Source organism: Paenibacillus sp. Y951 (assembly GCF_056786395.1).
Genome location: NZ_JBXCIY010000003.1, coordinates 1 through 21,171 on the forward strand (window position 1 = coordinate 1; position 21,171 = coordinate 21,171).

At 38.7% G+C, this 21,171-nt stretch carries 20 protein-coding genes and 1 pseudogene; 14 read left to right on the plus strand and 7 right to left on the minus strand.

Features of this window, described 5'->3' with window-relative positions; all coding sequences use genetic code 11:
• Both AC1TPB_RS04775 and AC1TPB_RS04780 read left to right on the plus strand, forming a co-directional pair.
• Positions 1 to 261: ATP-binding protein (locus tag AC1TPB_RS04775; RefSeq protein WP_482075460.1), on the plus strand; the 261-nt coding region annotated here is incomplete at its 5' end.
• Between the two features lie 271 nt (positions 262 to 532).
• A complete protein-coding gene (locus AC1TPB_RS04780; protein WP_482075461.1) occupies positions 533 to 820 on the plus strand; it encodes a hypothetical protein in 288 nt (95 codons plus the stop codon).
• 395 nt (positions 821 to 1,215) lie between these two features.
• On the opposite strand, the gene AC1TPB_RS04785 is transcribed toward AC1TPB_RS04780, so the two are convergent.
• Both AC1TPB_RS04785 and AC1TPB_RS04790 read right to left on the minus strand, forming a co-directional pair.
• Positions 1,216 to 1,896 (minus strand): hypothetical protein, encoded by a 681-nt coding sequence (locus tag AC1TPB_RS04785; RefSeq protein WP_482075462.1) that lies wholly within the window; start codon positions 1,894 to 1,896, stop codon positions 1,216 to 1,218.
• Positions 1,896 to 2,277, minus strand: a pseudogene (locus tag AC1TPB_RS04790) (response regulator transcription factor). The gene AC1TPB_RS04785 and the pseudogene AC1TPB_RS04790 overlap by 1 nt, the downstream one beginning before the upstream one ends.
• A 176-nt stretch (positions 2,278 to 2,453) precedes the next feature.
• Here AC1TPB_RS04790 and AC1TPB_RS04795 point away from each other — a divergent pair.
• From AC1TPB_RS04795 to AC1TPB_RS04805, 3 genes are read left to right on the plus strand one after another with little or no spacing between them, the layout of a single operon-like run.
• Positions 2,454 to 3,743, plus strand: a complete 1,290-nt coding sequence (locus AC1TPB_RS04795) for a DUF445 family protein (protein ID WP_482075463.1) — start codon at positions 2,454 to 2,456, stop codon at positions 3,741 to 3,743.
• The gene (locus tag AC1TPB_RS04800; RefSeq protein ID WP_482075464.1) at positions 3,740 to 5,071 is read left to right on the plus strand and encodes a DUF445 domain-containing protein; all 1,332 of its coding nucleotides are present in this window, start codon (positions 3,740 to 3,742) and stop codon (positions 5,069 to 5,071) included. Before AC1TPB_RS04795 ends, AC1TPB_RS04800 begins: the two co-directional genes overlap by 4 nt.
• 44 nt (positions 5,072 to 5,115) lie before the next feature.
• Complete coding sequence (locus tag AC1TPB_RS04805) at positions 5,116 to 5,463, plus strand: hypothetical protein (protein WP_482075465.1); 348 nt, start codon at positions 5,116 to 5,118, stop codon at positions 5,461 to 5,463.
• 36 nt (positions 5,464 to 5,499) lie between these two features.
• Here AC1TPB_RS04805 and AC1TPB_RS04810 read toward each other — a convergent pair whose 3' ends face one another.
• On the minus strand, positions 5,500 to 5,856 hold the full coding sequence (locus AC1TPB_RS04810) for a hypothetical protein (RefSeq protein WP_482075466.1): 357 nt from the start codon (positions 5,854 to 5,856) through the stop codon (positions 5,500 to 5,502).
• Positions 5,857 to 6,305: 449 nt separating this feature from the next.
• On the opposite strand from AC1TPB_RS04810, the gene AC1TPB_RS04815 reads away from it, so the two are divergent.
• The 7 genes from AC1TPB_RS04815 (at position 6,306) to AC1TPB_RS04845 (ending at position 15,814) form a co-directional block, all read left to right on the plus strand.
• On the plus strand, positions 6,306 to 7,250 hold the full coding sequence (locus tag AC1TPB_RS04815) for an ABC transporter permease (protein WP_482075467.1): 945 nt from the start codon (positions 6,306 to 6,308) through the stop codon (positions 7,248 to 7,250).
• Between the two features lie 30 nt (positions 7,251 to 7,280).
• Complete coding sequence (locus AC1TPB_RS04820) at positions 7,281 to 8,177, plus strand: carbohydrate ABC transporter permease (RefSeq protein ID WP_482075468.1); 897 nt, start codon at positions 7,281 to 7,283, stop codon at positions 8,175 to 8,177.
• Positions 8,178 to 8,437: 260 nt separating this feature from the next.
• Entirely contained in the window at positions 8,438 to 10,225 is a 1,788-nt protein-coding gene (locus AC1TPB_RS04825; RefSeq protein WP_482075469.1) for a type 2 periplasmic-binding domain-containing protein, read from the plus strand.
• 128 nt (positions 10,226 to 10,353) lie between these two features.
• Positions 10,354 to 12,105: a sensor histidine kinase gene (locus tag AC1TPB_RS04830; RefSeq protein ID WP_482075470.1), complete on the plus strand. Its 1,752-nt coding sequence runs from the start codon at positions 10,354 to 10,356 to the stop codon at positions 12,103 to 12,105.
• Positions 12,098 to 13,480 (plus strand): response regulator, encoded by a 1,383-nt coding sequence (locus AC1TPB_RS04835; protein WP_482075471.1) that lies wholly within the window; start codon positions 12,098 to 12,100, stop codon positions 13,478 to 13,480. The genes AC1TPB_RS04830 and AC1TPB_RS04835 overlap by 8 nt, the downstream gene beginning before the upstream one ends.
• Positions 13,481 to 13,485: 5 nt before the next feature.
• Entirely contained in the window at positions 13,486 to 15,120 is a 1,635-nt protein-coding gene (locus AC1TPB_RS04840; RefSeq protein WP_482075472.1) for a type 2 periplasmic-binding domain-containing protein, read from the plus strand.
• A 328-nt stretch (positions 15,121 to 15,448) separates the two neighbouring features.
• Complete coding sequence (locus AC1TPB_RS04845) at positions 15,449 to 15,814, plus strand: response regulator (protein ID WP_482075473.1); 366 nt, start codon at positions 15,449 to 15,451, stop codon at positions 15,812 to 15,814.
• On the opposite strand, the gene AC1TPB_RS04850 is transcribed toward AC1TPB_RS04845, so the two are convergent.
• Entirely contained in the window at positions 15,815 to 16,480 is a 666-nt protein-coding gene (locus tag AC1TPB_RS04850) for a uracil-DNA glycosylase (RefSeq protein WP_482075474.1), read from the minus strand. It abuts the gene before it with no gap.
• Between the two features lie 237 nt (positions 16,481 to 16,717).
• Here AC1TPB_RS04850 and AC1TPB_RS04855 point away from each other — a divergent pair, with 237 nt between their 5' ends.
• Positions 16,718 to 17,149, plus strand: coding sequence for a zinc ribbon domain-containing protein (locus tag AC1TPB_RS04855; protein WP_482075475.1), 432 nt, complete (start codon positions 16,718 to 16,720; stop codon positions 17,147 to 17,149).
• Positions 17,150 to 17,153: 4 nt separating this feature from the next.
• Positions 17,154 to 18,149, plus strand: coding sequence for a TRM11 family SAM-dependent methyltransferase (locus AC1TPB_RS04860; protein ID WP_482075476.1), 996 nt, complete (start codon positions 17,154 to 17,156; stop codon positions 18,147 to 18,149).
• 75 nt (positions 18,150 to 18,224) lie between these two features.
• Here AC1TPB_RS04860 and AC1TPB_RS04865 read toward each other — a convergent pair whose 3' ends face one another.
• The 3 genes from AC1TPB_RS04865 to AC1TPB_RS04875 are packed head-to-tail and all read right to left on the minus strand — an operon-like array spanning position 18,225 to position 21,123.
• Positions 18,225 to 18,989, minus strand: coding sequence for an energy-coupling factor transporter transmembrane component T family protein (locus tag AC1TPB_RS04865; RefSeq protein ID WP_482075477.1), 765 nt, complete (start codon positions 18,987 to 18,989; stop codon positions 18,225 to 18,227).
• Complete coding sequence (locus tag AC1TPB_RS04870) at positions 18,955 to 20,511, minus strand: ATP-binding cassette domain-containing protein (RefSeq protein ID WP_482075478.1); 1,557 nt, start codon at positions 20,509 to 20,511, stop codon at positions 18,955 to 18,957. Before AC1TPB_RS04870 ends, AC1TPB_RS04865 begins: the two co-directional genes overlap by 35 nt.
• Positions 20,512 to 20,550: 39 nt before the next feature.
• Complete coding sequence (locus AC1TPB_RS04875) at positions 20,551 to 21,123, minus strand: ECF transporter S component (RefSeq protein ID WP_482075479.1); 573 nt, start codon at positions 21,121 to 21,123, stop codon at positions 20,551 to 20,553.
• Positions 21,124 to 21,171 lie beyond the last annotated feature (48 nt).

Sequence of the window (21,171 nt, forward strand, 5' to 3'; positions counted from 1 at the left end):
CTTCTCATCATCGATGAGATCGGATATCTTCCGATTGAACCTGAGGATGCCAAAATCTTCTTTCAGCTCATCGATATGCGCTATGAGAAGCGAAGCACGATCTTTACAACGAATGTAAATTTCAAGGCATGGGATGAAGTATTTCGCGAACCAAAGTTAGCGAATGCCATCTTAGATCGCATTTTACATCATGCAACGGTCGTCACGATTGTAGGCGAATCTTACCGTTTGAAGGATCACTTTGTGAAAGAAGACAAGTGATTTTGCACATTATTAAACAAGCAAAAGTATACATTCTTAGGTTGACATTTACAAGAAGACGACCCAAGAGCAAAAAATCAACTTTCTGGGCGAGGTGATTGCTGCAACATCTCACAATATGCAGACACCAGCATCCCATCCAGCGCTAACTCAAATCCAGCTAGGTCCAACTGGATTGGGTTTGTGGGCAAAAGATAGATTAGTTTGTATCGCAACATAACTTTTCTTAAACGAAGCTACAGAAGCAATGCATGAATCGGTAGAATTTCCAATGAATATTTTACCTGTGAATATTATTACAGTTCTATATGAGTTACTGCATGATAATGAAAACTTACAGCCAGACTTTACTCCAATAGGAGATTCGATACTACGCTCACGTCTACCCATGGACATGAATTTTGACAAAGTAATAATAGAGTGCATTGAACTCGGCTTTGTGGATAGAGTTCAAGGTGGGTATAGACTTAATGTTAAAGGTGATATTGCAACTCGTCTGTTTTCAATCGTTCATAGAGTTGTAAGTAAACCTGGTTCGTTTTCTTTAGATTTTTCTTGAAATAGTAATCGTTGCCTTGATTTGAATTAGATACTCAACTTTAGATTAAAGACAGCGGTAGTCTAAGACTTGCCGCTGTCTTTTTGTTGGAGCCAATCTAATACGTTGTTTTTTCTGACACTTTTCATATGCAGCAGGTTGAACATCTTGAACATCTTGAACTAGCAAGCATATATCGAATTATTCATTATCGTCTACCTTCGGGAACAAAATAATAAAGCTTGTCCCGATCCCAAGTTTACTCTCTACATGAATAGTACCCTTATGCCCATCTATTGTCTCATTCGTTCATTGCTTTGTCGTTCAAGCTCGAAAGCAGGATCAATTCTTTCAAGCATATTGTTATACGCAAAAGATAATTGATCAATCTCGTATTGTTTTTGATTGACAGGTAATTACTCAGAGAGGTTACCAGCATACGTACGTTCTACAACATCGATAACATTCGTTAATGGGTTTAACGTCTTTCTCAGACTTGGTAGTAATAGTAGAAATCCAGTTAACAATGCCACAAGCGCAACGATGATATAAATGGTTAACTGTGTATACAGTTGTTTGTACAAGGAGCTGAGCTCGACGCTTACTTGCAATATACCTTGCTCACGATTAGCATTATTATGATGAAACACAACCATCTTATCTGCGCCTTCACTGTCAGCAAAAATGTAATATTTTTGGAGTTGATGTAATTTGCTAGCTTCTAAGATATGGGCGTAATCTTCTGTAGTAATGATTGGAGATAGTTCATCTTGATCGTCAGATATAATCGTTACACTACCATCGGATTGAATATAGCTAACTTCCATTCCTGGCTGAAACATAATTGGTCCACTTGGTGTTCGTTCATTATCATCTCTACGTCTTGTTAATTCGCCATTCAGCTTGAGGAACGACGGATCCGGTGGCCAGGCCATCATTTGTGAGTGAATGGCCTCAGCTCGATTCTCGTGTAGGAAATCCTTCATAAAGGTGTATTGTAATATACCGATAAGAAGAAATAGAATTGCAATTATAATTAATGTAGTTGTAATTAGTTGTCCACGCAAAGAATGTAAAAAACACTTTTTTGTTTGCATTACACATCCATCCTATAGCCAGCGCCTCGAAGGGTACGAATGATTCGATGTTCTTTGTCTCCTAGTTTCTCACGAATAGAACGAACTTCCCCTAATAGATTAGGAAACTGATTACGAATTCGTGCATGAATACGAGGGATCGATTCACTGAAACTAAATGGTTTAATTAAATAATCATCAATCAAAACCATTTAGCATAGGCATCATCACATCAAGGATAACGACATGGGGGTTAAATTGTTCAGCTTTTTCAATTGCGAGTATACCGTTGATCGCAGTTTCGATGATAGCACCTTCATTCATCAAACCTAATTCTAAAAATTCGAGAATACTTTCCTCGTCATCAACTAACAATATTCTAATTCCGTTCAAATTGCTCATAAATAACTGCCTTTCTAGGCTCATATAGTATGTTTATTAAGATAGAGTGGCTGATTTGTCGAAAAAAGGATAAAATAATAAGATCAATGATCGTTTGCATAAGCTTCCAAAGTACTTTTGATCTAAGAAAGTACAACTAGACGTTACAATGATCGAAAACTTTAAGGAGTCCTGCTATGAGAACATGGGGTTTACGTCAAAGTGTTAATTTATCAATTGGTTTATCATTTATTGGATTGTTAGTTGTGTTTCCATTTCAACAAAATTTTTTCGGAGGACTACTTTTTGCAGCTTTTTGTGCTGCAACTATTGGTGGATTAGCTGATTCTTTTGCGGTTAGTGCGATATTCGGTCAGCCTTTAAAAATACGTTGGCCAAACTGGTTAGGTACTAATATTATAGCTCGAAATCGAGATCGATTAATAGATGAACTCGTTGACATGGTAGAGCATGAGCTACTATCAACAGAAATGATTGTAAAGCAGCTTAAGCATTATAATGCGGCTACAGTTATCGTCCATTATGTTGAAAGTGATGAAGGAAAACAAGCGATCAAAGATCTGTCTCGTCAATTGCTAGCTGATTTGTTGAAAGTAAGTAATCCTGCGGTATTAAGCTTATCCTTAAAGCGCCTTATTAATCAAGGGCTGCAACATAGTCAATTAACTCCGATACTACAGCAATTTATAAGGTGGAGTGTGAAAGAGAAGTACGATCATCTACTAATTTCTGCCGTTTCCAAACAACTGCGGAAATTGCTTGAAAAGCCTGGTATTAAGCAGTTTTTACAGGAGTTTATTGCTACGGCATTGCGTTCCTACGAGCAGAATAAGAAGGGCAGACAATTTGTAAATGGGATAGCGGGATTGAATGCAGATGAGCTAACTGAAAAGTTGCTGAAAATAGCTGATGAGCTACTCCTTGCTATTCAAGATCATAATCATCCACTGCAAATAAAGCTTCAATCATACATCATACAATTTAGCGATAGACTACAAGAAGATTCAGCTTATGCCGCAGACATATCGCGAAAAATTGAGCGGATATTTGAAAAGTTAACATCATTACTGTTAACGAAGGCATCGATCTCCAATTTTCTAACGCAGTTGCACGAGCAGTTTGATCGTTCCGAACATGGGCAAGCAGAAGGTTCGCTAGCAACTTGGCTTGATAGTAAGGTTGATGAATTACTTCTTTCTTTGCGATTGCAGAGCGATATATTGGAACAGTTCAATCATTATGTACGGAATGCTCTAATGCAATTTGTGGAGCGTAATCATGCTTATGTTGGACAATTAGTTCGTAACAAATTAGAACAGTTCGATGTAGAGCAATTGATTGAGCTCGTACAGGAGAAGACGGCAAAGGATCTACAATATATTCGCTTAAATGGTACAGCAGTAGGGTCATTAATCGGTGTTCTCCTATATCTAATTCAATACACTGTTGGAGGAATACTATCATGAATATGCGTCGTCGTGCCAATATTAGCTTATTGTTATTAGCGATTCTATTCGTTATATCTCTTAGTTTGAAATGGACGCTCGATCATCCATGGTGGTGTGATGCATTGCTATTCATCGCAGAAGCGGGTATGGTAGGTGCTTTAGCAGATTGGTTTGCTGTTTCGGCATTATTCCGTCATCCGCTTGGTATGAAATGGATTCCACATACAGCGATTGTTCCCAAAAATCGCGATAAATTAATTGATGGAGTAGTCTATCTAGTAGAAGCTCAGCTCTTGAATAAAGAAATGATTGAACAACAACTGAACAAGTTGAAGCTGTCAGAACTGGTGATTTCATTGGTTGATCGTCAATGGAATAGTAAAAGTTCAGAACGATGGATTCAACGGTTGCTGTCTAAAGTAATTAGTTCTATACAAAGTGAGCAGCTGGCAGTAGCCGTTTCGGCAAAAATTCATGATCAGCTGGGACGTAATTCAGCATCAACTCATATTGGTAAAGGACTTTCCTATGCCCTTGAGAAGCAATATGATCAATATTTGATTGAAAAACTACTGGAGCTAGCGCAAGAAAGAGTTCAACAACCTGATGTAATACCAGCTATTAAAGCTTTACTAGAGCAAGAAAAAGACAAAGCATTAGAAAAAACCGGTGGTGGTTGGCTAGCCAAAACATTGTTTTCCTTCGCTCAAGCAGCCAATGCAGTTAATTTTGACGATGCCGCTGATGTACTATATCGCGATATCGTATTATTGCTCGTACAATTGAAAAATCCACAGCATGAGCTTCGTATTATGCTGTCTGAACAATTGCAGAATCTAGCTCAGCAGCTTCAAGAAGCCGATCAAGATGTCGCAACAGTTATAGAACAATGGAAACAACAATTATTAGAGGAAATAACGATTTCTCCTTTGCTACAGCAATTGATTGAATATGTTCAAGGTCAATTAAGTGGTGGGAATGAACCCAATAGTGTGCCTTATCCACAATTGCAAAAATGGTTGATCAGGTTAGTGAGATCATATTGGGACTGGTTCAAATCCGATATACAATCACAACAATTAGTTGAAGTGAAGCTAAAGCATTTTCTAAGTCATCTGATTGAGCATGAGCATGCTGTTATCGGTAAAATTGTACGCGCAACGTTAAATACATTTTCGGAAGAGCGTCTGGTTGAATTTGTGGAAGGTAAAGTTGACATCGATTTACAACGAATCCGTGTTAATGGTGCATTAATTGGTGCTTTCGTAGGGGCGTTGCTATACATGCTGTTACACGGTGTGTATGAACCAATTCTTAACTATATGGGGTTTATTTCATTGTCATAGGCTCTGCACTATTTTCATATTATGTTCTGTAAGGGGATGATAATATGAAAATTGAAGTTAGCCGATATTATCAATTGAAGAAAAAGCAAAAGTTAATAGAACAAGAATTGGCTCAATTGAAGGAACAGATAATGGCGAAGATGGTGGAGGAAGATAGCAAAGAGCAGAATGTCGGTAGCTATAAAGTGAAATTGGTGACGTCTGAGCGTAAAGAATATCAGGAAAATTTACTATATGATGCGCTACCTGATCCCGAACTTTGGCGGATGTTATCCAAGCCTGATCAAGGGAAAATCACGGGTCTCATTAAAGTTGGAGCTCTTCAAGAAGATCAACTTAAGGAGACGTATACGGTTCGTCAACAAATTGCGTTGATCATTGATAAGAAATGAGAGGAAGTTCAAAACCCCCACTTGTGATCACGATGATTACGCTGACGTAGCATAGTCGACGGCGAATATGCCTCCCCATCGAAAGCCTGTGTGTGCTCGTGTACCAATTACGTACACTGTGCTACTCGTTTTCGCTGTGGGGCATCTTCTTAGTGCTGACAAGCGAATGTTTTGAACCTTCATTTTAAGCATCGTGCAAGTGAACGTCCGCTTGTATACTCGTACCGTACACGTTGCTGGGTATTGTTTGATCGTAGGTGCTGACAAGCGAATGTTTTGAACCTTCATTTTAAGCATCGTGCAAGTGAATGTCCGCTTGTGTACTCGTACCGTACACGTTGCTGGGTATTGTTTGATCTTAGGTGCTGACAAGCGAATGTTTTGAACCTTCATTTTAAGCATCGTGCAAGTGAATGTCCGCTTGTGTACTCGTGCCGTACACGTTGCTGGGTATTGTTTGATCGGTTGTTCCAGTTACTACAATTAAATCGAGTAAAGAATGGTGAAAACCATTCTTTACTCGATTTTTTTATGTTCATTCCACGAGCTGGGGTAGAAAAATGTTTACTAGGTGATGAAATATGTTGGTTAATTGCACACTTTTTTTACTATTTCACAGACAACTTTCCATCCCTCTATCAATCAAATAAAGCATAAAATGAATTTACATAAGAATAGTAAGCGCTTACGAAATGTTGTAGCATATGCTTCCGATGCTACTTTTCATCACCAAGGAAGTATGACAGGAAGTTATGAAAAGTTTTAGTGTATGCTTCCGAAGTTACTTTTCATCACCAAGGAAGTATGATAAGTAGCTCATGAAAAGTTTTAGGAGGGTAACTATGAATCCTGCACTTGAAAGTAAACCGATTCGAAAAAAGTTTACAATAAGTACGAAATATCGCTTATTGCTGTATGCTTCACCATTTTTAATATTAGTTTTTGTATTTAGTTACTTCCCTTTATATGGGTGGACGTACGCGTTCTTCAATTATCGCGTCGGATTCCCGTTATTGGAAACTGAATTTGTTGGATTTAAATGGTTTACTTCAATCATAAACAATGAAGTTCAAGTAAAAGAAGTTACTAGAGTTATGAAGAATACATTCGGTATTAGTATATTAGGGATTTTAACATCAGTTTTGCCCGTTATATTCGCAGTATTACTCGTTGAAGTTAAGACGAATTGGTATAAGCGAATGGTACAGACGTTAACCACATTACCTAACTTTATTAGCTGGGTACTTGTGTACGCGATTGCGTTCATGTTGTTTTCAGTCGATAACGGAATTGTTAATAAGTTAATGATTCAGCTAGGCTTTCAAGAAAAAGCTGTTAATTACTTAGCTTCGCCAGATTTCATTTGGATCAAAATGACACTATGGAATATATGGAAAACTCTAGGATGGAGTGCAATTCTCTACATTGCTGCCATTACTTCAATAGATCAAGAATTATACGATGCTGCGAAGGTTGATGGTGCGGGACGTTTCCGCTTAATGTGGCATATCACGTTACCTGGTGTTATGTCAACGTTCTTCGTACTGCTATTGCTATCGATTGCAAACTTTATGAATAACGGTCTAGAGCAATACTTTGTCTTCCAAAACAGTTTGAATAAGGACTCGATAGAGGTTCTCGATTTGTACGTATACAACACAGGACTTGTCGGTTATAACTTCTCCTTTGCTACTGCTGTTAGTATGCTGAAATCATTTGTAAGTATATTCTTACTCTTTGTCGCGAATCAACTTTCGAAATGGGTAAGAGGGGAATCTGTTATTTAGTTCAATCACTGTACGGGAGGAGAACATCGTATGACGCAACGACGTAGCTTTGCTGATCAATTATTTTCGATTTTGAATTACTTAGGCTTCGCTATATTAACGCTGATCTGTATATTTCCATTTTACTATTTGTTCATACAAACGATAAGTAATAATGCTCTAAGTGCTGCGGGGAGTGTAACTTTTTACCCGAAGGGCATACATTTCTCGAATTATGTAGAAGTATTGAAAGTAAAGGGCCTGTCACAAGCTGCATTAGTATCAGTGGGCAGAACGGTACTTGGAACAATAGGTACTGTAATTGGTTCAGCATTTCTCGGTTATTTGTTCACAAAACGTAAAATGGCCGGCCGTGTATTTTGGTACCGCTTCGTTATTGTAACGATGTACTTCAATGCAGGAATCATTCCTTGGTTTATCGTTATGATGAATTTGAACTTAACAAATAATTTTTGGGCGTATATTCTCCCAGCAATCATATCACCATTTAACGTTATCCTAGTAAAAACCTTTGTTGAATCATTACCTGAAGCACTTGAAGAATCAGCTGAAATGGATGGAGCCGGTACATTTACATTGTTCACGCGTATCGTATTTCCACTTATTATGCCAATCGTTGCTACGATTGCAATTTTCTCAGCAGTCAATCAGTGGAATTCATTTATGGATACGGTCTTTCTTATGACGAAAGATAAATACTACACTTTGCAATTTGTACTATATAAATATTTGAATGAATCGAACTCATTGGCAGCAATTATTAAATCGGGTCAAGGATTGGAAAATATCGATTTGTCAAAATTGCAAACGTCTACATCTGTTAGAACAACTGTAGCGATGATTGTCGTTACTCCAATTCTAGCAGTGTATCCATTCTTCCAGCGTTATTTTGTAAAAGGAATTATGATCGGTGCAGTGAAAGGCTAACTTAACATGAAGTACTTGAAAAGTTTGTAGCTAATGCTTTCGATGTAACTTTTCATAGCTCAGACGTTTATCATGAAGTACTTGAAAAGTTTGTAGCTAATGCTTTCGATGTAACTTTTCATAACTCAGACGTTTATCATGAAGTACTTGAAAAGTTTGTAGCTAATGCTTTCGATGTAACTTTTTTAACAAAAAGTTTGTAGGAGGTGGTTTTCTTAAAGTATGTGTTCAAAGTTTACTATAAGAAGGGAGTAATAAAAATGGTTAAAACAAAGAGGTCGTTAGTAACGCTATTAGTATTGGTGATGTGTATTTCATTATTAGCAGCATGTGGATCTAAAGGCAATGACCCGAAAACTACCGCTACTCCAGCTCCGAAGACTAGCGATGCAGGTACTGATGTCGTTGAGCCTGCTACACGTGAGGAAATTACTATTGATATTTTCTCTATGCTTTCGAATTTCTCTGGTGAACAAACAGGTTGGTTTGCTCATACGGTGAAAGAAAAGTTCAATATTAACATCAATATTATCGCATCTAACCTTGAAGGTGGAGGCGATACGAAATTCCAAACGATGATGGCTGGTGGCGATCTTGGTGATCTAGTTGTATTCGGTGATACTGATGCCAAATATACTGATGCGATTGCAGCAGGCATGCTTCTTGACTGGAACAAGGATGGCTTAATTGATCAATACGGTAAAAATCTGCTAGCTAATGCCCCGAAAGCGCTAGAGAAAAACATAGCACAATTTGGTGGCGGTACTGGACTTTATAGTGTTGGTAATGAAATTGGTCCAGATAGTGATGGTCCTTCTGAAGCTCAAGAGCTTAACTATCATCCTAACCTACGTTGGGATCTATATGAAGCACTAGGTAGACCAGAAATCAATAAAATGGAAGATTACCTTCCAGTTCTAAAAGCAATGCAAGAAGCTCAACCAAAAAGTGATAGTGGCAAACCAACGTATGCATTCTCGATGTGGGGTGACTGGGATGGTAACATGATGATGAACGCTAAAGCTTGGGCTGGTATGCATGGTTTTGAAGAAGGCGATGGATTCAATCCAGGTGGTTTCACTTTAGTATCTGCGGATACAGAAGATGTTCAAGATATACTTGAGGAAGATGGCTATTATATGAGAGGATTAAAACTTTACTTTGATGCCAATCAAATGGGTTTAGTTGATCCTGATTCAATTACGCAAAACTTTGGTGATGCTGTGAATAAAATGACTGATGGTCAAGTTCTATTCTCATGGTTCTCTTGGTTTGATGATGCTTATAATACACCTGAACGTACTGCAGAAGGTAAGGGTTTTCACCTTGTACCGTTCAATGAAGCAAGATCGTTCTCATATGGCTTTAATCCATATGGTGGTAATCGTGTATATGCCATTGGTTCCAAAACGAAACATCCTGATCGTGTAATGGAATTAATTGATTGGTTGTACACTCCTGAAGGAACTCTTACTGCTAACTATGGTCCTGAAGGGATGGCGTGGGAGCTTGTAGATGGCAAACCAGCATTGACTGCTCTTGGTTTAGAAGCGTTCCCATCAAATAAAACGCCAATTCCTGCAGAATTTGGTGGCGGTGTTTGGGATGATGGACGTAACCAAATCAATAATACAACATTCAAAACAAGTATGATTAACCCTGAAAATGGTGATCCATACGATTATAGTCTATGGACATCTACTCTAGCGAAAGCTCCAACGAAATTAGATGAAAATTGGAGAGCAGCTATGGGAGCTAATACAGCGGTTGAATGGTTTGTTAAAAACAATAAAATTGCAGTACAAAAATCTATCTTTACAGGTAAACCTTACGTAGAGATGAGCGATGATCTGAAACAAAAACAAGGTCAAATCGCTTCTGTAATTAAGGAGTATTCATGGAAATTGATCTATGCTGACGATCAAGCACAATTCGATAAGTTGAAAGAAGAAATGATCAGTAAAGCAAAAGGTCTTGGTTATGATGAGGTTGTTGAATTCAATAAAGAGCAACATAAAGTAGTATTCGAAGCACGTAAAACTTCATAATTCATAAGTAAAGTATTAATAAAGTAAGGAAACTAGCACATAGTTTCCTTGCTTAATTTTAAACTGTTTCCATTATTAGCTATTTTGATTACAATATTAAGAAAGTAGATAAATGAGGTTGCGTACGTATGAAGATTATAAATAGAATCCAGCAATTGTTCAAACGGAGTACGTTGCGAAGAACACTCATTATTTATTTATTAATTGCTTGTTTGTGCCCACCTGCTTTATTAGCAGGTTATACCTATACTGCTATGCACTCTATATTGAAGCATAAAATATCAGCAGGTATTGAAGCGGGTTTGAAACAAGAAGCGATGGGCATAGAAAATTTACTTAGTAATATGGATTTCGTGTCAAAGCAGTTTGCGTTAGATGGTCAAACAGCTACTCGTGTCAATGAATATATCCAATCAGAGAAGCAAACTGAAAAAGCCAACCTTATTCAATATATAGATGATACGTTCAATGTCGTTAATTTTACAAATCCTAATATAGGTTTGATGGTGTACTATCATGAAAATACGGAACAATCGATATTGTTTAACAATTTAACGGTTCGCGATGATTTTAATATCGATCATTTACCGTTATTTATTCGATATAATGGAACCGCTTACTTTGGACCTCATACGACTCAATATAAAAATAATGATAATATCGTATTTTCCTCGATCCGAGAAGTGAAGACGAGCAGTGATGATTCGATCTACATTTACTTAGAATCTAATTATAATATGTTCCGCAAGATGATGAATAGTAATTGGTACGCTATGCCCGTTCATCATTATTTAATCTCTGAGCAAAATGAAGTGCTATATGCAGATGTTGGTGATCCGCCATTTGCACCTGAATCATTGAATTGGCAAATGGTCGACAATGGACTCGAACAGCTAGAAGGCAATTATGTATTTGGCTATGAAAGTATTCAGGGCTGGAAGCTTGTTATAGCGGTGAAAAAGAGTGCGTACAATCATGAAATTAATGAATGGGTATGGCGCATGGTTATTTTAGTGCTCGGGTCACTCGTGTTAGCATTTATTATAGCGATGATCATCTGGCGCAAAGTATATGGCTCTTTACGCCGCGTTAATCTAGAAATCGTACGAATGACTGGTGATCGGGAAGCGCCTGTAAAAAATATTGGGATTGAAGAATTTGATACATTACTCAGTAATTTTCAAGTGATGAAGCGGACGGTCAATGAACTAATCGAAGAGGTTTCCTCGAATGAGCGTAAAAAATCGCAATTAGAAATAGAGAAGCTACTAAGTCAGATCAATCCTCATTTTTTACATAATACATTGAATACAGTGCAGTGGCTAGCGCGGGCGAATGAACAGGATGGTATTGATCGAATTGTTACGTTGCTCGTTAAAGTTCTGCATTACAATATGGGAAAAGGTAGTTTGATCGTGACAATTTCGGATGAATTAGCTGCATTGCAAAACTATATAGATCTTCATTATATTCGTTATGAAGATGAGTTACAGTTTGAAATCGATGTCGATGATAGCTTGAAATCTATTTCAGTTCCGAGATTTTTACTGCAACCGATGGTAGAGAACGCAATTTATCATGGTAGAAGTGATGGCACTAGTCTAATAGCTATTTCTATCGTTCAACATACTGAGCTGACTTTGAAATTAGAAGTTAGAGATAATGGTCCAGGTGTAGACGAATTGACGAGACAACAAATATTAGAACGTAGATATGAAAGTTCCAGTATCGGAATGGGGATCGGGCTTAGTTATGTGCAGCGTTTATTAGAACGCTTTTATGGCAACTCAAGTCATCTAGAAATTGAGAGTGAAGTAGGAGTAGGAACTTGTTTATCCGTCATTATTCCATTAACGCTAGAGGAGGAACGTTATGATTAACGCACTTGTCGTTGATGATGAAAGAATGGTACGTAAAGGATTGCTATCTTTAACGAATTGGCAAAAATACGGTATTTCATTTGTTGGTGAAGCGAAAGATGGCATACAAGCACTTCAATTTCTAGCCGAGCAATCTGTCGATGTTATGTTTGTTGATATAACGATGCCAATTATGAACGGATTCGAGCTAATGAAGCGGGTACAAGAGCAATATCCTGAAGTGCAATTTGTAGTACTAACCTGTCATCATGAATTTGATTATGTTCAGGAGGCACTCCAAATCGGAGCTATTGATTATATCGTAAAAACATTATTGAATCGGGATAATGTAGATGAAATAGTAACAAGAATTATTTCGCGTTTAAAGCGTGATAAAGAAAAGAAGATGCAAGAGCAACCAGCTTTTTATAGGGGTGGAGTATACTTATTGTTGAGAGGAATGACAAAGGTAGATAGCTACTATATGCAGGAGCAGCTACCAGCTAGTTTAACGTATAGCCAGATTAGTAAGCACTTGTTGCGGCTTGATTGCGAGCATGCCCGGCAGATCGTACAATTAGAGCAAGGCAATATAGTGCAATATGGCAATGTAATCTATATTGAGCGCAGTGAACGGGCGGGACATCATGAAGTTGAACAATGGTTGAAGCATGAGTTGTTGAACTATTTTTTTTATTATGGACATGATGATGCGTTGACGATTACAGAGAACGAACTCGTTCAAGCATTATCGCCAAGAGATGTAGAACAGCAGCTAAAGCAATGGAACGATGAAAAGCTGCAATATAGATGGTTACTATTTCCTCAAGAGTGGCAACGATGGCAGCGAGCTACGTTAGCTATCCAACCAGATCCCCAATATGTTATTCCATTAGTAGAGCAACTATATACACAGCTTGTGTTAACAATAAAATGGCATGATGATGATTCCAAATCGCCACTGTACGCACCGGATATATCACAATGGGCAAAATTAGAGCAGTGGCTATTACAATTATCTTTACATTTACGTGGTAGAATGACTGACTTAACGTTGTCTCATGATGTCGTGATCTGTATGATCAAAGCGATTCAAAGTATGTATAATCAAATTGGTTCTGAGTTGAACCAGAATGATATCGCACATCAAGTAGGGATGAGTAGAAGTTATTTTAGTCAATGCTTCAAACGATTTTTTGGCGTTTCATTTGGAGAGGTATTGCGTCAATTACGTATTGAAACAGCTAAAGAACTACTATTAAGTACACAGCTCACGATTTCTGAAATAGCGAATAAAATTGGTTTGGATGATCATAAATATTTTAGTCGTACGTTTAGAGCACAGCTCGGGGTATATCCAACAGAATATCGTTCGTTGCATTATGAGGTGAGGTGACTACAATGAAAACAGTTAGACTACTATGGTTCGGATTAGTATGCTCGTTGCTCATGACAAGCTGTGTGTTAGCACCTAATAACGAAGCTGCGATTACTAATAAAGATAAATACAATGAACCTGTTATTTTACGTATTCCATATTCTTATTCAGAGATTGAGCTGCCGGAAGGTGATGTAGGGGAAGAGAATTTCATGTCGCGCTACATTTACGAAAAAACAGGAATTATTATTCAATATAGCTGGGATGCAAGTGGTGAAGAGCAATACAGCACGAAGATGGATCTAGCCATTCGCAGTAATGATTTGCCTGATCTATTCATAGTTAATCGTAAGCAGTTAAATTACTTAGTACAGCAAGATATGATTGCAGATCTTACAGAAGTATATGAAACACACAGCTCTGATCTAGTAAAGTCGATCTATAATGCAACAAACGGTAAAGCGCTTGAGGAAGCTACTATTGATCAGAAATTATATGCATTGCCTAATGTAGGAATAGAAGCAGATGCTCCTACTTATTTGTGGGTACGCCAAGATTGGTTGGACAAATTAAAGCTTCCGATGCCGCGAACGCTTGAAGATATTGAGCAAATCTCATATGCATTCGTTCATGATGATCCGGATGACAATGGTGAAGATGATACGCTTGGAATACCTGTCGAAAAATCATTGGTATATCAAGATAAAACAGGTGTGTTTGGCTTAAATTCTTTTTTCTCGGCCTTTCATTCTTTTCCGCAAAATTGGATTGTTAACTCGGAAGGAATTCTCGTATATGGGTCGATTCAAGAGGCGACGAAGCAGGCGTTGATTCGTTTAGCACAGTGGTATGAAAAGGGGATTATCGATCGAGACTTTATGCTTAGAAAGGACTCTAATATATATGTTGCAGAAAATCAGATGGGTATTCTGTTTGCTCCGTGGTGGGCTCCTTTCTGGCCACTAAGTGCCTCGGTGTCTCAAGATACGAAAGCGGAATGGAATGTTTTTGCCGCACCCTTAAGTGAGAAAAGGCAATTTATTACAAAAACATCACCGATTACTGATCGATATCTTGTTGTACGTAAAAATTATAATAATCCAGAAGTAGCTGTCGAGCTATTAAACTTAACAACTACATTAGAAAGACATGAAGGGATGGATGATGAGAGTAGCAAAGCGATTCGAGCTACAGCTCAGCAATTGGGAACTCAGCTTCGCAATTACTTCCCATTCGATCTATTACTAGATGATCCCGACGGGGTAACGAAGCGATACGATACACTAATGCAAACGATGAATGATGAAATAGATGTAGAGACACTGAATTCTGAACAAGCAAAATTATATGACTATGTTATGCGGGAACAGGAGCAGCCGAAAAAAGATATGGAGGCGTGGAGTAATGCGCAATCTTATTTACTAGGTGGAAAGATATCAAAGAAACCAATGGTGATGGTGGAAAGCTATAATGTCGAGCATATTGAGGCTTATGAGCAATATTGGGATGCGTTAATTGCACTTGAAATGGATTATTTCTTGAAAATAATAAATGGTGAATTACCTATTCAGGCATTCGATCAATTCGTTGAAGAGTGGTTGAGTGAAGGGGGGATACATCTATTAAAGGAAGCTAGTCTAGCATATGAGGAGAGGTAGTTCAAAACATCCACTTGTGATCACGATGATTATGCTAACGTAGCTTATTCGACGGCGAATATGCCTCCCCATCGAAAGCCTGCGTGTGCTCGTGTACCAATAACGTACACTGTGCTACTCGTTTCCGCTGTGGGTCATCTTCTTGATGCTGACAAGCGAATGTTTTGAACCTTTATTTTAAGCCTCGTGCAAGAGAATGTCCGCTCGTGTACTCGTACCGTACACGTTGCTGGCTCCATCGAAAGTATGATTTCGGATTCTTTCAGTTATTGTTCAGTACAATTGAATACACTATAGTAATAACTGTCAAAGGATGTGTACGTGTTCAATGAAACGAGTTATGATTGTTGATGCGGCTGCTTTTATGCGCTTAATATTGAGAGAAATACTTGAAAGTAACGGATGCGAGATTGTAGCGGAAGCGGCAAATGGCGAAGAAGCTATTCGTTTGTACGAAATACATAAACCTGATATTGTAACGATGGATGTAACATTACCGATTATGGATGGATTAGAAGCAACGGAGACTATAATAGGTCAGCATCCTAATGCTCAAATTATTATTTGTTCTGCGATGAGTCAACATGATCTAATTATGCATATGATTGATATTGGCGTGAAGGACTTCATCGTGAAGCCCTTCCAGGAGGATCGTATTATAGCTGCCGTTGAAAGGCTATATGAGCGTGTCTAGTTAGTTATTCCAATCGATAGGCGGATGACCTAATGAGCTAAGATGCTCATTAACTTTGGAGAATGGTTTGCTTCCAAAAAAGCCACGATAGGCTGCTAGTGGACTAGGATGTACAGACTCCACAATAATGTGATGAGAAGCGATAAGTCGTTTTTTATGCTGCGCTGGTTTACCCCATAGGACGAAAATAATGGGCTCCTCTTTACTGCTTAACTTAGTAATAATAGCGTCAGTGAATAATTCCCAGCCCTTCTTCTGATGAGAATTTGCTTCTCCTGCTCGTACGGTAAGCACCGTATTGAGCAGTAATACTCCTTGCTTGGCCCACTTTTCTAATGAACCATTGCCAGACTCAGCAATTGCTAGATCACTAAAGCGTTCCTTCATAATATTGCGCAAAGATGGTGGCAGAGGCATATGATTAGCAACAGAGAATGCTAACCCTTCAGCCTGACCTTCGCCGTGGTAAGGGTCCTGTCCTAATATAACTACTCTTGTTCTATCGTAATCTGTCAATTGTAGTGCATGAAATATTTGATTCTTCGATGGATATATTATATGCTGTTCATATTCTAATTCGATAAATTGTGATAGTTGCTCAAAATAGGATGTATTATATTCTGCTTGCAGTATTTGTCCCCACTGATTGTTAGGTAATTGCATCATTCATTCTCCCTCTCTCATACTATAAGGTGAACAATACTATAAGAATTTGCTAGAATCAACCTTCAGCCCAATGTTTCGAGAAATTAAAAAAAAGTTAGAGAATGCTTCCGATGTTACTTTTTAATCCAAAGTAGTAGTATCGGGAAGAAAATAAAAAATTAGTTAATGCTTCCGATGTTACTTTTTATTCCAAGTAGTAGTATCAGGAAGCTAATAAAAAGTTGAGGAGTATGACATATGAGCTTAATGGATAAAATCAAGAGCGGTGTCTCTGAAGCAGGTCAGAAAGCAAAAATCGTTGTGGAAGTGAATAAATTACGACTTATTAATGTTTCAAAGCAATCGGAAATTAATTCGCTCTATAAGCAAATTGGGGAAAAGGTATCTCAATATGTGGATCAAAGCATTGCACTAGAACCGGCTTTGTTTGCAAGTGAATTAGAACAAGTTAATATACTGAAATTTGAAATGGAACAAAATACACATCAGATTCATAATCTTAACGACGAGAAGTCATGTCCTCATTGCCAACATCATAATGCCTTTGATGCTAGAGAATGTAGCAAATGTCATGAGCCGTTTCCGATTCATGAGATCGCTAATATTGAGGATGACAACAATACGGTACAATTACTTGATCAGAATAATAAGCTAGATACAAAGGAATAGTTATATGAGCCAGCAAAACGTAGCAAATACAACAAGTATAACGGATTATATATATCGGATTACTTGTCATGAGCAGGAGAGATCTCTATGCAGTATGGAGATGAGAGCATTATGGGGCGCAAGCTTTGATGTAGATTATTCCACCATACTGTTGCGCAGTGAAATACAGCAACATGTCGATCGGAGTCCGTTCGTCAAATACCGGCTTGCCATCTGGTGCGAAGGCTCTGATCTGGACACTTTACTGGATAAAGTATCACTATTGCCTCAAGTTACACGAACCTATAAGGTAGTTGCACTCGATCAAATGCGAGGCGAACAAGTAGAGCGGATCGCTTTCCAAGAGCGACGAATAATCGAGCAACAGCTTGGCGGACAAGTGAAGGGCGAAGTGGATTTGAAGCAGCCTGAACTACTGCTAGGAGTAATACAGCTCGAGGAAGCTTGGGTGTTTGGCGAGCTGGAGTGGCATGATCCAATCTGGCAACGGCATAATGATAAACCGCGGCATTATTCGACTGCATTAAGTACAAAGGTAGCTCGGTCATTAGTCAATATTGCTGTACCATCATTGAATGAAAGCATTCAATTCTTCGATCCATGCTGTGGAATCGGTACAGTATTGATGGAAGCATGCTCGCAAGGGATCAAAGCATCGGGCGGCGACATCAATCCACTTGCAGTAGTTGGTGCGCGAGAAAATATGGCAGCATTCGATTACCATTCTGAATTACGTATTCATAATATGATAGAAGTAGAAACAACATTTGATGTCGCGATTGTCGATCTCCCTTATAATCATTGCTCCGTTCTTCCACAAGAAGAGCGATATGAAATGCTGCGATCATTAAGTTCCATGGCTAGCCGAGTAATTATTGTATCGGTGGAGCCAATTAGAACGGAATTAATGGAGCTTGGCTATCGGATTGAAGATGAAGCATGTATCGAAAAAGCACATTTCAAGCGTGATGTATTTCTATGCAGTACTCCGCGAGAGTGAGATAAGCTGTCTTAAGAAAGAGTGATCAGATTGTTGATCTTTCTTAAGACAGCTTTTATTAGTTTTTGGCAATGACTAACTGAATGAAAACGTAATAATGACACTAACGCTAACATAGATCAATAGAATTACATCGTTGACGCTATATTTCGTTACATAATAATAAGTTCTTTTCGCTTGAAATTGCTTCGCTTCCATGGAGATCCCAATGCGATGAGCACGACGAATGCTTTGAGCGAGGAGCGGGATGAAATAAAGTTTCATTCGTCCAAATAGTGAACGAACCCCTTTTCCTAATTGCATGCGCCGTACGTTAAGTGCTTGTGTACGAATATGAAACTCTTCAATAATGATTGGAATTAAGCGAATACCAGCCATAAATGCATATACGTATTTCGCAGGTAAACGTAATTGTTGCATCAGAGAGTACAGTAATAATGTTGGCGATGTCGTTAACAGGAGGATCAGACTAACGATTCCAATAAGAACAGATTTACTACCAATCAGCGTTGCGGACGCAATGCTTTCTTCTGAAATCTTCATAATTCCCCACTGCCACAAAACTTCTTGACCCCTTCCGAATAACAAAAGCGTAATTGCAGAGGAGATAGCTGAAATTATTATCGGAATATGCAGCAGCGCTAATTTACGAATAGGGAAGCCACTCATCGTCCATAACAACATACTAAAGCTAATAAATAGTAAAATGTACTGCTGGGCATTGCGACTGAAAAAGAGGAAAAGCATAATTGCCATCAGCATGACGAATTTGAATGCTGGATTGACATCATGAAGCCATGTTGACTTAGCTGGTATGAACCAATTCCATACATTGTCCACTAACGTCACCTCTTTCTGCGCATCGATCATTGATCGTTATCGAATGTAGACGACCATCTGCAATATGCCACTCCTCACTAGCAATATGTGAAGCAATAATAGGGTCATGCGTAATCATCATAATCGTAACACCTTGTGCGTTCATTTGCTGAAGCTTCTCAATAATGGTAAATGTGTTGGCAGCATCCTGACCGAAGGTAGGTTCATCTAGCAATAGAATCGGTCGTTGCTCTACCATCGCTGTTAATATACTAAGTCGGCGTTTTTGACCAACGGAACATTCAAATGGATGTCGATCTAATGGCATATGTAATCTGAATTGAGCAAATAAGTTTTGAATGGTCTCCATGTAATCATTCTGCGGTTTATGCCCCTGCTGCTTCTTATGAGCTTTGCTGCTTTTATAATCGGGTTGAGCTGTGCCCTGCTTGTAGGAATGGAGCAATTCCTCATAAATAGTATCCGCGATGAATTGTAGTTCAGGACTTTGAAATACATAAGAGATTTCTAGCGGTACTGTTAACTTTCTTGATTTACCAGTTGCGATCGCTTGGTCGTATATTTTATATTGTCCGCTGCTATCGATTAGACGAGCTAACGCAAGCAGTAATGAGCTTTTTCCTGCGCCATTCGCACCTGTAATAGCAATCCATGAACCTTCTGTAATCGTAGCATGCTCGACTTCGATAAGTGTACGATTGCCTCGCGAACCACTGAACTTCTCAAGTTCGATGATGATATTAGTACTAGTGGGAGTAGCAGTATGATAAGAAATATGCTTCTGCCCAGATAAATAGGTTTGCCATACATTCGGATACCAAATGCCATATTGAAGCAGTAATTGCTGCTGAGTTTCAAAGATAGAAGAGGGGGTATCATCAGCAACAATTACGCCTGATTCATTCAATATAACAACTCGATCAAACCAATCGAGTATACCATCTACATGATGTTCGACAACAATGACAGTATGCTGCTGTAAACTGTTACGCAAACTTTCCCAAATAAGCTGTTTCCCTTCGGGGTCAAGTAGAGCGGAAGGCTCATCAAGGAAAACGGTATGAGGCTCTAACAGCAGTACTGCTGCCAAAGCAAGTCGCTGCTTCATCCCTTGGGAGAGACTTCCAATCGGCGTATGCAGTGATGGAAGTTGAAGCCCAACTACATCAAGGACATGACGCATCGCTGGCTCCATTAACTCGCGAGCCATTTGTCGATTTTCTAAGACGAAGGCAAGCTCCTCATCAACATAACGCATACAAAATTGGGTGTCAGGATCTTGAAAGACAAATCCCCAATGTTCTGGCGTCTGAATCGATGTACAGTGCATCGGAACAGAGGAGTAGGTAGGGATGATACCACTTAGTACTTGTAGCAATGTAGATTTTCCCGAGCCGCTAGGACCGAGAATAAGAATCTTTTCTCCTTCAGCGATATGTAAGTTGAAATCTTGGAAGACTAATCTTTGCTCTCCACTGAATTTGAGCCGTAATTGCTCCACACTTACTGCGATATTAGCCAAACGCTATTCCTCCATTCGTATGCTTCCAGCATTACTTCATTATTTTTGCAATTGCTCGAGTTCTTTCTGATCAATCGGTCGTACTAACGACGTCACTTTAGTTTTCTCCAATGCACGAACAATATAGTAAGCAAAAATACCTGTAAAGATAAATGAACTAATGACACGCAAGCCGTATTTCACGATTAAAGCCCAAGTTTCCAAATCGGCATAGCCATAGCCAAGATCTAGCATAAAACTACCTAGACATGACAGAACTCCCGCCAAGCCAGCAACGACTAAATTATATTTTTTGTAGCGGAAACTAGCAAATACAAGCTCAGCAGCAAGTCCTTGTACAAATCCATACATTAATACTTCTAAGCCTGCTGATGCCATAATCGAGGATAGGGCAGAAGCTGCAACACTAGCGATTAGAGCGGCACCAGGTTTGCGGACAACTAGATAGGCAAAGGGACCAACCATGAACCACATGCCATAAATCAATTGTCTGAAAGTTGGGAGTATCGGCTTCACTACACTGTAAAGATTATCCCAGAAATGCATAATAACTCCGAAAACAATACCAATCATAATAATAACGACAACATCTGTAAGCTTTAATTTGTTCATACTGCTAACCTCCAACATTTTTTGTGATGGAAGCATAAAAAGACCGTC

Excerpts from the sequence above, each read along its gene's own strand:
- AC1TPB_RS04810 (WP_482075466.1), bottom strand. The coding sequence starts at position 5,856 with ATGAAGGTTCAAAACATTCGCTTGTCAGCACCTAAGATCAAACAATAC.
- AC1TPB_RS04805 (WP_482075465.1), top strand. The coding sequence starts at position 5,116 with ATGAAAATTGAAGTTAGCCGATATTATCAATTGAAGAAAAAGCAAAAG.
- AC1TPB_RS04780 (WP_482075461.1), top strand. The coding sequence starts at position 533 with ATGAATATTTTACCTGTGAATATTATTACAGTTCTATATGAGTTACTG.
- AC1TPB_RS04845 (WP_482075473.1), top strand. The coding sequence starts at position 15,449 with ATGAAACGAGTTATGATTGTTGATGCGGCTGCTTTTATGCGCTTAATA.
- AC1TPB_RS04840 (WP_482075472.1), top strand. The coding sequence starts at position 13,486 with ATGAAAACAGTTAGACTACTATGGTTCGGATTAGTATGCTCGTTGCTC.
- AC1TPB_RS04825 (WP_482075469.1), top strand. The coding sequence starts at position 8,438 with ATGGTTAAAACAAAGAGGTCGTTAGTAACGCTATTAGTATTGGTGATG.
- AC1TPB_RS04855 (WP_482075475.1), top strand. The coding sequence starts at position 16,718 with ATGAGCTTAATGGATAAAATCAAGAGCGGTGTCTCTGAAGCAGGTCAG.
- AC1TPB_RS04835 (WP_482075471.1), top strand. The coding sequence starts at position 12,098 with ATGATTAACGCACTTGTCGTTGATGATGAAAGAATGGTACGTAAAGGA.
- AC1TPB_RS04815 (WP_482075467.1), top strand. The coding sequence starts at position 6,306 with ATGAATCCTGCACTTGAAAGTAAACCGATTCGAAAAAAGTTTACAATA.
- AC1TPB_RS04850 (WP_482075474.1), bottom strand. The coding sequence starts at position 16,480 with ATGATGCAATTACCTAACAATCAGTGGGGACAAATACTGCAAGCAGAA.
- AC1TPB_RS04820 (WP_482075468.1), top strand. The coding sequence starts at position 7,281 with ATGACGCAACGACGTAGCTTTGCTGATCAATTATTTTCGATTTTGAAT.
- AC1TPB_RS04860 (WP_482075476.1), top strand. The coding sequence starts at position 17,154 with ATGAGCCAGCAAAACGTAGCAAATACAACAAGTATAACGGATTATATA.
- AC1TPB_RS04875 (WP_482075479.1), bottom strand. The coding sequence starts at position 21,123 with ATGAACAAATTAAAGCTTACAGATGTTGTCGTTATTATTATGATTGGT.
- AC1TPB_RS04785 (WP_482075462.1), bottom strand. The coding sequence starts at position 1,896 with ATGCAAACAAAAAAGTGTTTTTTACATTCTTTGCGTGGACAACTAATT.
- AC1TPB_RS04795 (WP_482075463.1), top strand. The coding sequence starts at position 2,454 with ATGAGAACATGGGGTTTACGTCAAAGTGTTAATTTATCAATTGGTTTA.
- AC1TPB_RS04800 (WP_482075464.1), top strand. The coding sequence starts at position 3,740 with ATGAATATGCGTCGTCGTGCCAATATTAGCTTATTGTTATTAGCGATT.
- AC1TPB_RS04830 (WP_482075470.1), top strand. The coding sequence starts at position 10,354 with ATGAAGATTATAAATAGAATCCAGCAATTGTTCAAACGGAGTACGTTG.